Origin of the sequence: Mycolicibacterium novocastrense, assembly GCF_001570485.1 — a bacterium.
GTDB classification, from domain to species: domain Bacteria; phylum Actinomycetota; class Actinomycetes; order Mycobacteriales; family Mycobacteriaceae; genus Mycobacterium; species Mycobacterium novocastrense.
Map to the genome: position 1 here is coordinate 1 of NZ_BCTA01000072.1, position 12,096 is coordinate 12,096.

10 protein-coding genes are annotated in these 12,096 nt (G+C 68.3%); 4 read left to right on the forward strand and 6 right to left on the reverse strand.

The window, feature by feature from the left end; translation table 11 throughout:
• Nucleotides 1-58: 58 nt before the first annotated feature.
• Complete coding sequence (locus tag RMCN_RS24120) at nucleotides 59-1,180, reverse strand: transposase (RefSeq protein WP_322788624.1); 1,122 nt, start codon at nucleotides 1,178-1,180, stop codon at nucleotides 59-61.
• Nucleotides 1,181-1,323: 143 nt separating this feature from the next.
• Here RMCN_RS24120 and RMCN_RS24125 point away from each other — a divergent pair, with 143 nt between their 5' ends.
• The gene (locus RMCN_RS24125; protein WP_067394620.1) at nucleotides 1,324-2,040 is read left to right on the forward strand and encodes a siderophore-interacting protein; all 717 of its coding nucleotides are present in this window, start codon (nucleotides 1,324-1,326) and stop codon (nucleotides 2,038-2,040) included.
• 12 nt (nucleotides 2,041-2,052) lie between these two features.
• On the opposite strand, the gene RMCN_RS24130 is transcribed toward RMCN_RS24125, so the two are convergent.
• From RMCN_RS24130 to RMCN_RS24140, 3 genes are all read right to left on the reverse strand, one after another.
• Nucleotides 2,053-2,634 carry a TetR/AcrR family transcriptional regulator gene (locus RMCN_RS24130; RefSeq protein WP_064413523.1) on the reverse strand — a complete coding sequence of 194 codons (582 nt, stop codon included), beginning with the start codon at nucleotides 2,632-2,634 and terminating at the stop codon, nucleotides 2,053-2,055.
• The gene (locus RMCN_RS24135; protein WP_064413524.1) at nucleotides 2,634-3,875 is read right to left on the reverse strand and encodes a cytochrome P450; all 1,242 of its coding nucleotides are present in this window, start codon (nucleotides 3,873-3,875) and stop codon (nucleotides 2,634-2,636) included. The genes RMCN_RS24130 and RMCN_RS24135 overlap by 1 nt, the downstream gene beginning before the upstream one ends.
• 112 nt (nucleotides 3,876-3,987) lie before the next feature.
• Nucleotides 3,988-5,352, reverse strand: a complete 1,365-nt coding sequence (locus RMCN_RS24140; protein WP_067394623.1) for an FAD-binding oxidoreductase — start codon at nucleotides 5,350-5,352, stop codon at nucleotides 3,988-3,990.
• Nucleotides 5,353-5,458: 106 nt separating this feature from the next.
• On the opposite strand from RMCN_RS24140, the gene RMCN_RS24145 reads away from it, so the two are divergent.
• The gene (locus RMCN_RS24145) at nucleotides 5,459-8,071 is read left to right on the forward strand and encodes a helix-turn-helix transcriptional regulator (RefSeq protein WP_067394626.1); all 2,613 of its coding nucleotides are present in this window, start codon (nucleotides 5,459-5,461) and stop codon (nucleotides 8,069-8,071) included.
• Here the strand turns inward: RMCN_RS24145 and RMCN_RS24150 are convergent.
• Nucleotides 8,068-9,297 (reverse strand): multidrug efflux MFS transporter Tap, encoded by a 1,230-nt coding sequence (locus RMCN_RS24150; RefSeq protein WP_067394628.1) that lies wholly within the window; start codon nucleotides 9,295-9,297, stop codon nucleotides 8,068-8,070. The two genes, RMCN_RS24145 and RMCN_RS24150, sit on opposite strands and share 4 nt — an antisense overlap.
• 59 nt (nucleotides 9,298-9,356) lie before the next feature.
• Between RMCN_RS24150 and RMCN_RS24155 the strand changes: the two genes are divergently transcribed.
• Nucleotides 9,357-10,199, forward strand: a complete 843-nt coding sequence (locus RMCN_RS24155) for a uracil-DNA glycosylase (RefSeq protein ID WP_064413528.1) — start codon at nucleotides 9,357-9,359, stop codon at nucleotides 10,197-10,199.
• On the opposite strand, the gene RMCN_RS24160 is transcribed toward RMCN_RS24155, so the two are convergent.
• Nucleotides 10,174-10,767, reverse strand: a complete 594-nt coding sequence (locus RMCN_RS24160) for a TetR/AcrR family transcriptional regulator (RefSeq protein ID WP_064413529.1) — start codon at nucleotides 10,765-10,767, stop codon at nucleotides 10,174-10,176. The two genes, RMCN_RS24155 and RMCN_RS24160, sit on opposite strands and share 26 nt — an antisense overlap.
• Before the next feature lie 78 nt (nucleotides 10,768-10,845).
• Here RMCN_RS24160 and RMCN_RS24165 point away from each other — a divergent pair, with 78 nt between their 5' ends.
• The gene (locus RMCN_RS24165) at nucleotides 10,846-12,096 is read left to right on the forward strand and encodes an FAD-dependent oxidoreductase (RefSeq protein WP_067394631.1); all 1,251 of its coding nucleotides are present in this window, start codon (nucleotides 10,846-10,848) and stop codon (nucleotides 12,094-12,096) included.

Below are 12,096 nucleotides of genomic sequence, written 5' to 3' on the forward strand. Positions count from 1 at the left end.
CTCGCCAAGCTGTTTCCAGGGCGACTTCCGTTGTGTTAGAATACAATTCGTAGTCAAATCACCTCTGACTTACACAAAATTCGTGACAGGCTCTGTAGCCCTGCACGATTCCCCCGCCGGAGCCTTCGCTCATCAGCCGCGCCTCAGGGTCGGTGAGGTTGACCACCACCGATCCACCGCGCTGCGCGCGGCGGGCATCTTTGTAGGCACGTACCCGCGCCGCTGAACCCCGCCGATCTGCCAGCCCCGTGCCCTGTTCGGCCCGCGCCTGCACCAGCGCAGCCTGCCAGCGTTTGAGGGCCTTACGTAAATCGCTGCGCCGCTCGGTGATTGACTTGCCACCCCGGTCACCCAGTTCGGCCAACCGCTGCTGGTCACGGACGATGCGGGCCTCATAGAGTCGTACCTTGTCGATGCCCGCCGGCGGCGGACCAACCGGGGTTTGTCCGGCCTGGGTGCGGCGCAGGTAATCCTCTTGGCGAGCCGCATCGGCGGCGTCAGCCTCCTTGTCGCGGGCGTCTTGGCGGGCGATCTGCTCCATGGCTTTCTCGATCGCCGCGACCCGCCCCGCCTTGGTCTTCAGCTGCGGCGGCGGTGATGGGTGGCCACCGGCGGCGGCTTCGGCGGCGTCCTCGTCGGCATCCACGGCAGCCGCCTCACGCACCGCGTCTTCGGCGATCCGGCGGGCCTGCTCACGCACCCAATCATGGGACCGGTTGGCCGATTTCGCCGCATTGGCCGCGATCTTGGTGCCGTCAATGGAGATCACCCCCACCGACACCATCCCCGCTTCGGCGCACAACCGCAGCACCTGGGCGAACAGGTCGATAAACGCCTGATCGTGGGCCGCGCGAAACCGCGCGATCGTGCTGTGATCCGGTGAGTCCTGAGCACACAGCACCCGATACGCCACATGATCGCCACACAATGCTTCGATGCGCCGCGAGGACCGCTGACCACAGGCATAGGCATAAATCAACAACGCCACCAGCATGTCGGGGTCATAGCCGGCACGGCCCACCCCGCCGGTGCGGCGGTTGGCGTGAAACGCCGACGTATCCAGCCGATCCACAACATCGAGGACAAACCACACCAGATGCGTCTCGGGCAGCCACTCGGCCATATTCGGCGGTAACAAAAACTCCTGATCACGCACCGTAGGACGATACGAACGAGCCATACCTCATCGTTTCAAGATCACCCGAAACGACAAAGCACCTCCACCGGCATTTCGCAACAGCCACCCGGTGCGTGAGAACAACCCGTTAAGCACCGCGCAGGCTTAGGGTAGCCTAACCGCAACAGCGACACGGAGGGCTAGTTATGTCGGACAAGAAGCCAACGCGCGGTTTTCAAGGCGCGGTGCTCAAGCTGCTGCGCGCCGGCGACTATCGGCTGACCGTGACGGGTAAGCGGGAGATCAGCCCGCACTACCTGCGGCTGAGCTTCGACGCGGGCGGCATGCTCGAAGGCTCGCCGCTGCACCCGACGATGTGGATCCGCATGTGGTTCGCCGACGGCGAGAAGCTGCACCAGCGCGGCTACACCCTGGTCGACCCGAACCCCGCGGCCGACACCGTCGACATCGAGTTCGCCCTGCACGACGGCGTCGCCTCGCATTGGGCGGAGAACGCCCAGCCCGGCGACACGATCGAGGTCACGGTGCTCGGCAGCAACTTCACGCTGCCCGAGCCACCGCCGGCCGGCTACGTGATCGTCGGCGACACCGCGTCGCTGCCCGCCATCAACTCGTTGCTGACCGCGATCGGCGACGCCCCGGCGCGGGTGTTCCTGGAGGCGGCGCACGACGACGACCGCCAGCTGCCGGTCGCCCGCAGCACCGACGTGATGTGGGTGGACCGCAAGAACGCCGGCGAGGCACTGGTGGAAGCGGTGGCCGCGGCGGCGTTCGAGGCCCCCGACCACTTCGGATGGGTCGCCTGCGACAACCGCACCACCCGCGCGGTGGCCAAGGTCTTCCGCGAGCAGTACAAGATCTCGAAGAAGTCGATCAAGGCCCAGGCGTACTGGGTCGCCTGACGGCGCCGGGCGCTACTGGGTGGCCTGACGACTGGGCAGCACGATCGGTACGACGAACTCCTCGAGCATCGACCGTTCGTCGTCCTCATCGTGACCGGGAAACAGCATCAGCGAGGTCATCACCCGCACCAGCCACCGCGCGCGGTGCGCGACCAGTTCCGGGTCGTCGGGACCGAGCGAGATGACGAACGCCTCGGTCAGCGCCTTGATCACCTCGGACTCCTCGGCCATCTCCGCGCCGATCGGTCGCTGGGTCGTGGCGAACCACGAAGACAGGGCCGGGCTTTCGCGCACGTTGCGCAGTGAGGCCAGCATCCCTTCGATCAACCGCTCACGCGGATCGGTCAGCGCGTTGATCTGTTCGGTCATCTCGCGGTACAGCCGGTAGCTCTCCCGGTGGACATACGCGGTGTAGAGCGCCTCCCGGTTCTCGAAGTAGCGGTACAGCGTGGCGCGAGAACATCCTGCCGCAGAAGCGATCTCGTTCATGCCGACGGTGGCGGCCTCTTTCTGGGCGAACAGTTCGCCCGCGGCGTCGAGGATGCGGTCCGCGGCCACTTCGGTGCGCCGCGCGGCCAACCAGTCGCCGGCCATCAGGCGACTACCTCGAACGGGACGGACAGCGGTCGCCGCACATAACTGCCGCCGGCCCAGACGATTCCGCTCTCGTCGACCTCGAAGTCGGGTATGCGCGTCAGCAGTTCGGTCAGCGCGACGCGGGACTGCATCCGCGCGGCCGCCGCACCCAGGCAGTGGTGCGCGCCGTGGCTGAACGTCAGGATGTTGCGCGGTCTGCGTGTCACGTCGAGTTCGGATGCATCGTCCCCGAATTGGCGTTCGTCGCGGTTGGCCGAGGCGTACAGCAACAACACCCGCCTGCCTTCCGGGATCGTGGTGTCGGCCACCGTCACGTCGCGGGTGACGGTGCGGGCCAGCCCCTGCACCGGTGAGGTCATGCGCAGGAACTCGTCGACGGAATCCGGTATCAGGTCCGGGTTTTCGACGAGAAGGCGGCGTTGGTCGGGTCGCTGGTGGAGCAGCTGCACCGAGCCGCCCAGCATGCCGGTGGTGGTGTCGTTGCCGCCGGTGACCATCGTGAAGGTGAAGGCGAGGATCGAGAGCACACCGGCGATGTCGCCGTCGGCCCCCACACCCGCGGCCACCAGATGCGACACGGTGTCGTCCTCTGGTTCAACGCGCCGGCGTTCGATGAGATCGGTGAAGTAGGCCATCATCTCGCCGAGGTTGTCGCCGAGCGTGTCCAGCGCACCGCCGAGCCCACCGTCGGCGGTGTTGGCGGCCACGATCGCGTCGGTCCAGCCGTCGAACTTGCCGCGGTCGGCCTCCGGTACGCCGAGGTAGTGCGCGACCACCATGGACGGCAGCGGTTTGAACAATTCGGCGACGATGTCCCCGCCGCCGTTGGCGCGCAACCGCTCGATCCGCTCGACGACGTAGTCGCGGACTTTGGGTTCGACCGCCTCGACCTGCCGCGGCGTGAAGCCTCGCGCCACCAGCTTGCGGAACTCGGTGTGTACGGGCGGGTCCTGCATGACCATCGGCGGATTGTCGGCCAGGCCGATCAGTTCGAGCTCGCCGTAGTTGACGGTGAGCCCCTGAGCCGAGGAGAACGTCTCGTGATCACGCGCGGCGGCCCAGATGTCGGCATGCCGCGACATGACGTAGTAGTCGTGATCGGGCCGCTCGCGCGGCACCACGTGATGTACGGGATCATGGTTACGCAGCGCTCGGTACATCGGCCACGGATCGGCCCACGTGTCGGCGTCGGCGAGTTGGAATCGAACCGGCGTGTCATGAGACAGGGTAGCCGTCACGTCTCATTCGTACGACACTATGCGCGAACCTGTCAATAGTATCGACCGCGAAACCGACGGATTGGTCGCGGATCGCGCTGATCAGCAGCCATTACGTCGGTCCCGACGCACATCAGATTCCCGCGCCCGGGTTGAGGATGTTGTCCGGATCGAGCGCCTGCTTGATCCGCCGGTTGAGTTCCATCGCCTCCGGGCCGATCTGACCGGCCAGCCACGGCCGCTTGAGCCTGCCGACCCCGTGTTCGCCGGTGATCGTGCCGCCCAGGCTCACGGCAAGGTCCATGATCTCGCCGAACGCTCGGTGCGCGCGTTCGGTCATTGCGGGATCGGTGGGGTCGTAGACGATCAGCGGGTGCGTGTTGCCGTCGCCCGCATGCGCGATCACCGAGATCAACAAGTCGTGGTTGTCCGCGATCTTGGCCACGCCGCCGACCAGATCGGCCAACGCGGGCAACGGAACTCCGACGTCCTCGAGCAGCAGGGAGCCCTTCAACTCGACGGCCGGAATGCAGAACCGCCGGGCGGCGACGAAGGCCTCGCCCTCCTCGGGGTCCGATGTCGAAAAGACTTCCTTGGCACCGTGTTCGGTGAAGACGTCGGCCATGAAGCGGGCGTCCTCGGCGCCGGACGGACCCCGGTCGTCGGAGGCGGCCACCAGCATCGCGGCGGCGTCACGGTCGAGGCCCATCTTCAGTTTGTCCTCGACGGCGTTGATGGCGGCCGAGTCCATGAACTCCAGCATCGAGGGCCGGATCTTGGCCGTGATCGCGACGACGGCCGCCGCGGCTGCCTCCACGGAGCCGAATGCCGCGACCACCGTGCACGCCGACGACTGTGCCGGCAGCAGCTTCAGCGTCACCTCGGTCACCACGCCGAGCGTGCCCTCGCTGCCGACGAACAACTTGGTCAGCGGGAGCCCGGCGACGTCCTTGAGCCGTGGACCGCCGAGCCGCACCGCCGTGCCGTCGGCGAGCACCACCTGCAGTCCGAGCACGTAATCCGTTGTGACGCCGTACTTCACACAGCACAGGCCACCGGCATTGGTGGCCACATTGCCGCCGATACTGCAGATCTCGAACGACGAGGGGTCCGGCGGATACCACAGCCCGAATTCGGCGACGGCCTTCTTGACCTCCGCGTTGAGAAGACCGGGCTGGACGACGGCGGTGCGGGTCACCGGGTCGACGGCGATGTCGCGCATCTTCTCGGTCGTCAGCACGATGGCGCCGTCGAGGGCCGATGCGCCGCCCGACAGGCCGGTGCCCATACCGCGCGGCACCACCGCGATCTTGTTGGCGGTCGCCCAGCGCAGGACGGCCTGCACGTCTTCGGTGCTGCGCGGCCGCACCACCGCAAGCGGTGTTCCCGCGTTCGGGTCGAACGCCCGGTCCTGCCGGTAGGACCCCAGGATGTCGGGATCGGTGACGACGGCTCCCTCGGGCAGCGCGTCGACCAGATCAACCAGGGGCGAGTTCACAGCGCCATGGTACGAGCCCGCGCCGTGGACAGGCCCGCACCGCGAGCAGGTCCACGGCGGCTCGAAAACACGCGCAGGTAGCGAAACTGCGGGATATAGTTCCGCCGTGATCAGCGGGGATCCGCTGGCGGGACGTGACGGCGAACTGGCGATCATTCGTCGCGCACTCGGGGGCAGCGACACATCCGGCGTGTTGATCGTCGGGGCCGCCGGGGTGGGCAAGACCCGGCTCGCACGTGAGGTGCTTCGGCTCGCCGAACGCGGCGGGCAGCGAACGAACTGGATCGTCGGCACCGAATCCGCGAAGGCGCTGCCGCTGGGTGCGTTCACCGCGGTCATCGACGACGCCGTCGCCGATCCGCTGCCCAACGTGCGTCAGCTGATCAATTCCCTTGTCGCCCAACAACGTCGCGGTCGCACCCTGATCGGTGTCGACGACGCGCATCTGCTCGACGGGCTGTCGGCGCACGTGGTGCACCAGCTCGCGCAGACCCGGGCGGCCCGCCTGGTCGTCACCGTCCGTTCGGGCGCCGACGAACCCGATGCGATCACCGCGCTGTGGAAGGACGGGCTTCTCGTCCGCCTCGACCTTTCGCCGCTGTCCGTCGACGCGGCCCGCGGCATGATCGAGCAGAGCCTGGGCGGGGTCGTCGACGCCCGTAGCGCTCAGCGGTTCTGGAAGCTGACCGGCGGCAACGCCCTCTTCCTGAGTCAGTTGGTCAAAGACCAGATCGACGCCGGCCGGATACGGCAGACGGCGGGGGTATGGATGTGGGACGGCGATGTCGCGGTGTCGCAGAGCATCAGCGACATGGTCGGGCGCCAACTGCGCGAACTCACCCCCGATGTCGCCCTCGTCGTCGACACACTCTCGCAATGCGAACCACTACCGGTCGGCACCCTGTGCGACGTCGTGGACCGAGAGGCGCTCGAGACGGCCGAGCGGATGCGGCTGGTGACCGTCGAGCGAAGCGGAGCAGATCTGGTGGCCCGCCTGGCCCATCCGCTGTTCGGGGAAATGCGGCGCGCGACCGCGGGCGAGATGTACCTGTCGAGGATCCGTGGCAGGTTGGCCACCCGGCTCGCCCAAGACCGCGAGCCCGACGTGCAGGCGACCGTGCGGCGGGCCCTGCTCGCGCTCGAATCAGACCTGGCACCGGATCCCGACGTCTTCCTGACGGCGGCGCGCGGCGCGATGACACTGCTCGACCTCGAACTCGCCGACCGGTTCGCGACCGCGGCGGCCGACGCCGGTGCCGCCGAGGCGCCCGGCTTGCGCGCGTTGAACCTCTTCCTGCTCGGCCGCGGTGACCAGGCCGAGGATGTGCTGAGTCGGATGGCCGGCCAAGGCGCGGCAAGCGCACACCGGTGGTCGATTGTGAGGGCGGCCAACCTGATCTGGATGCTGGGCCGTATCGACGACGCGTCTGCGGTGCTGGCCGGGCTGGCCGCGGGGCCCGAGTCGACGGCCGAGCAGTTCGCGCGTATGGCCGCCGAGGCGTGCGTCGATGCCGCGTCGGCGCGATGTGACGCCGCAGTCCAAAAGGCCACGGCGGCACTGGAGTCGGGGCTGCTGACCGACTTCGACGCGATGTTGGCCTCGGTGGCGCTGACGATGGCGCTGGGGGCGCTCGGCCGGGCCGACGAACTGACCGCCGTCGCGGAGTCGGCGATGAATCGGGCGATGACGTCGTTTCAGGCGTCACACATGCGGTTCTGGTTCGCCAGCGTGTACGCCCGCGCCTGCCGGCTGACCGGGCACATCGGCGAATGTGAGGCGATGGCGCGGCGAGTGGCCGACTCGGCCAAAGAGATGCCGAGCCTGGCCTACGCCAATCTGGCGTCGCTGCTGGGACACGCCGAACTCATGCGGGGTAACGCCCGCGCTGCGGTGACGCTGTTGCGCGAGGCGTCGGCCGGTGCGCAAAGGCACGGTGTGACAAGCGGTTTGCGGCCGGCGACCTGTTTCGGCCTGGCGGAGGCGCACGCGAAACTCGGTGAAGGGCAGGCGGCCGAGGACGCGATCGCCGAGGCGCGGGCGAGTGTGCCGTCCGGCTACGTGTTCATGCAGACGGCGTTGAGCATCGCCACCGGGTGGTCGTTGGTGGCCAACGGATGCGTCACCGACGCCATCGCGACCGTGCGATCGGCGGCGTCCCATGCCCGCACGCGTCGTCAGCCCACTCACGAGCTGGCGTGCCATCAGGCGGCGGCGCAGTGGGGCGACACATCGTGCGCCACGCGCGCACGCGAACTCGCCGACGAACTCCGGCTGCCGTTGGCCGATGCGGTTGCGCGCCATGCGGAAGCGCTTGCCGCCGACGACGGCGAAGAGTTGCTCGCGGCCGCCGACGCCTACCGCGCCATCGGCGACCGTGCCGCCGCGGCCGACGCCGCCGCACAGGCGGCGGTCGCATTCACCCGCGGCCAGTACCGCAAGCGGGGCCTGTACGCAGCGGCCGTGGCCAAGGAACTCAGCGATGCGTGCGGGGGACTGTGCACACCGGCCCTGAGGGTCCCGGCCGGTCAACCGTTGACCGGCCGTCAACGCGAGATCGTCGAGTTCGTGGTGGCCGGACTGTCCAACCGCGAGATCGCCGACCGGCTGGTGATGTCGGTGCGCAGCGTCGAGGGCCACATCTATCGCGCGTGCCAACGGGTGGGGGCGAGTTCCCGTGACGAACTCGCGGCGATCGCCAGGCAGGGTCCCGCCCGCTAAACCGTTGGCGGGCGGTCGAGTTCGCGGAGTGCGGGCAGGAACACGGCGATGACGCCCAGCAGCAGCATCGGCAGCGCGAGCGCCAGGAACGTCACATGCAAACCTGCCGAGTCGGCCAGCGGCCCGGCGATGATCAGCCCGAGCGGGCCCGCCGCGTAGGCCAGCGATCCCATCACGCCCACCACCCGGCCCCGCAGGTGCTGCGGCGCCCTCGTCTGCATGACGTAGTTGTAGATCGGTTGGATCGGCCCGTAGAACAGGCCGACGATCGCCGAGAGCACCAGGATCAGCGGTAGCGGCGGCAGGAAAGCGATGATCGTCATCGCGACTCCGAGCGTCAGCACCGCGGTCAACATCGTCACCCTCCGGTTGATGTACTTCGACGACACCGCATAACCGAGCGCTCCCACCAAGCCGCCGATGCTCAACGCCATCAGCACCCAACCGAGTTGCACCGGTTCGTCGCGGTCGGTGAAGTACTTGGGGAACAGGACCGACTCCATCGGCATGTAGAGCCCGGTCACCACCAGGTCGACGACCGCCAGCGTGCGCAGCACCCTGTTGTGCCAGACGAACCTCAGCCCCTCCACGACGCCCGCCCATACCCCCTCGGGCAACGACGTGCGGTCCGGCGTTCCGGCTCCTTCCAGCCGCAGCAGCGCGATCGCGACTATCGAGACCACGAACGCCGACGCGGTGACCCACATCGTGTTGATGCCGCCCAGCGTGGCGATCAGCAGGCCGCCGATGCCCGGTCCGACGATGTAGGCGAGGTTGAACACCGCCTCGTAGACGCTGTTGGCGCGGTCCAGCGTCCACCCGGCCCGAGCCGCCGCCTCGGGCAGCATCGTCTCGCGAGCGGTCATTCCCGCCGGGTCGAAGAAGGCGCCCAGCGCGGCCAACGTGGCCAGCACCGCGACGTTGACGGCCTCCACTCCGAACGTCAGTGCCAGCACGGGTACGGCGGCCACCGACAGCGCGGACAGCGCGTCGGAGATCATCGAGACCAACCGTCGGCCCAGATAGTCGACCGCGGCCCCCGCGATCAGCGTCGCCACCAGCAGCGGCAGCGAACCCGCCATCGCCACGATCGAGGCGTCGAGCGCAGAACCGTTGCGCTGCAACACCAGCCATGGGAACGCGACGAGCGATATGCCGTTGCCGGCACCGGCCGTGAGCGCGGCGAAGAAAATCAGCAGCAGGGGACCGCGCCGGCTGTTCATCATGGGTTATCGCGGCAGAATCTAACAGCGCGCAGGCCCGTTCGGCATCGGAATTTCTCACCGTGCACAGTGGAGCTGTGCAACTCCTGCCTCACCCGCGGACCGGTGTGCGGTTCGAGTCGCCGGTTCCACCCGGCTCCGGCTGGCCGGGTGACCCCGCCACACCCCAGACCGCCGTCGCGACGACCGCCGCGCACGTCGTCTCGATGGCGGCGGCGACGCAGTCGCTCACCGAGCTCGACGCCGAGGTGTCGGTGTGCCGGGCCTGTCCCCGTCTGGTGGAGTGGCGGGAGGAGGCCGCCGTCGTCAAGCGCAGGTCGTTCGCCGACGAGCCGTACTGGGGCCGTCCGGCTCCCGGCTGGGGATCGTCGCGGCCGAAGGTGTTCGTCGTCGGCCTCGCACCCGCGGCCCACGGCGCCAACCGCACCGGCAGGATCTTCACCGGCGACCGGTCGGGCGATTTCCTGTTCGCGGCGCTGCACCGGGTGGGCCTGGCGAACCAGGCGCTGTGCGTCGACGCGGCAGACGGGTTGGCGCTCAACGGAACGCGCGTGGCCGCCGCCGTGCGCTGCGCACCGCCGGCCAATGCGCCGACACCCGCCGAACGGGCCACCTGCGCTCCGTGGCTGGACGCCGAATGGCGGTTGACGGCGGCGCACGTGCGCGTGGTGGTCGCGCTCGGCGGGTTCGCCTGGCGGGCGGCGCTGCAGATGCTGCGCACGGGGGGTGTTCCGGTGCCGGTGCCCGCGCCGAAGTTCGGCCACGGTGCCACCGCCGAGATGGGCGGCGTCACCCTGGTGGGCTGCTATCACCCCAGCCAGCAGAACACGTTCACCGGCAAGCTGACCCCGCAGATGTTCGACGACGTTTTCCGCACCGCTAAGGCGCTAGCGTCCGTCGGATAGTCGCGAACTGCGCGACGGCCAAGTTTTGCAGGGCCGACGCCGAGAAGTCGGCATAGTGCGCGATGGTCCACTCGTCGAACACCTGCAGGATCGCGAAGACCAGCTCGGCCTGCAACGGCTCCGGCAGGTCGGTGCGCACGGCCCCGCAACGGCGACCGACGCGCAGCACCTCGTGCACCCACTCCCGGACGGCGCCGAGCGTCGTGGCGACGGCGGTTTTCACCGGATCGGGGGCCTGCAGGTAGAACATCCGTCCCAGCAGCAGGAAACTGTGTTCGCGCTGCGAAACCGATATCAGGTTCGCGAAATATCGTTCGACTTTCGACCAGAATTCGGTTCCCGCGAAATGTTCGGGCGCGACGACGTCAATCTCGGCCGCGACCTCGGCGATCAATTCCTGCAGGACGAATTCGTAGAGTTCCGCCTTCGACGACAGTATGTAATAGAACGAGCTCTTGCTCATCGCGCACTGCTCGATGATCCGGTTGAGCGAGGCGTGTTCATAACCGGCAGAACCGAATTCGAGGGCAGCCGTCTCCACCAGCCGACGGCGCTTCTCCGCAGGCATGCGGGCGATCCTTGCCGAGGTCACGCCTCACGGTAGCAGCTGTGGACCACCCGGTCCACACAATGGTAGCGTGAAGACATGTTGAGTCCGACAAGCCTTGAAAAGCAATACGAACGGGCGGCCGCGGACGAAATGCGAATTCTGGTTGTCGGCGCCGGCATCGCCGGGGTCACGGCTGCGCAGCTACTGCGCGGCGACGGTCGCCATCCGGTCCTGATCGAGCGCGCCGAAGGTGCACCCGCGCAGGGCTACATGCTCGCGTTGATGCCCATGGTCGACGCGGCACTCGACGACCTCGCGGTGCGTGACGCGTACCGCGCGGCGAGCGTGCCGCTCAAGCGGTACGCCGTGCGGGGCCACACCGGCCGCTTGTTGCGGACGGACTCGACCGTCGACCTGATGTCGCGCTACGGCGACTACCGCGGCATTGCCCGCGGACCGCTTATCGACGTGCTCGCCGGTGCGGGTTGCCCGGTGACGTACGACGCGGTGGTCACCGACCTGGCCGAGACGTCGTCCGGCGTCGACGTCGGCGTGCGGAGCCACGGCGCCGATCACCGCATGCACTTCGATCTCGTCGTGATCGCCGACGGAATGCATTCGAAGACACGCGGTTTCGTGCTCGACGGGCGACCGGTGGAATGGGTGGACACCGGCTGGGGCGGCTGGGTGGTGTGGGCGCCCGACGAAGGCGACCCCGACCTCGGTGAGGAGCTGTGGGGCGCCCGCGGCATGGTCGCGATGTATCCGGTGGCCGATGCGCTCGGCGTGTTCCTCGGCGGGCCGCGAGAGGACACCGCGGCGGGTCCCGCACCTTTCGTCACATCGATGCGCCGTGACCTGAAGACCGTCGACCCCCGCCTGGACCGCGCGATGGCCGCCGTGGCCACCGACCCGGATCCGTACTACTGGTCGCTGACCGACTGCCGCGCGCCGCGCTGGACCACCGGGCGCACCGTCCTGCTCGGTGACGCGGCGGCCGGGTTCCTGCCGACCGCGGGAGTGGGGGCGGGCATGGCGATGGAGTCGGCGTGGGTGCTCAGCCGCATGCTCCGCCACGCGCCCCGCATCGCACTCGGTGAGCTGCTGCGTGCCTACGAACACGCACAGCGTCCCCGCGTCGAGGCGGCCCAGGACAACTCGCGGCAACTCGCGAAGGTCATGTTCCGCCGCAGCCGGACACTGGCCGTCGCCCGTGAGCTCGCGATGCGCGTGATGAGCGTCGAACGCGCTCTGCGTCCCATCCAGCGCCTCCTGCAACAGCAACCCGACCCGGAAGCGCTGGTAGACGGGGTACGGGGAACGTCCATGCGCTCGAATGCGTTGTGA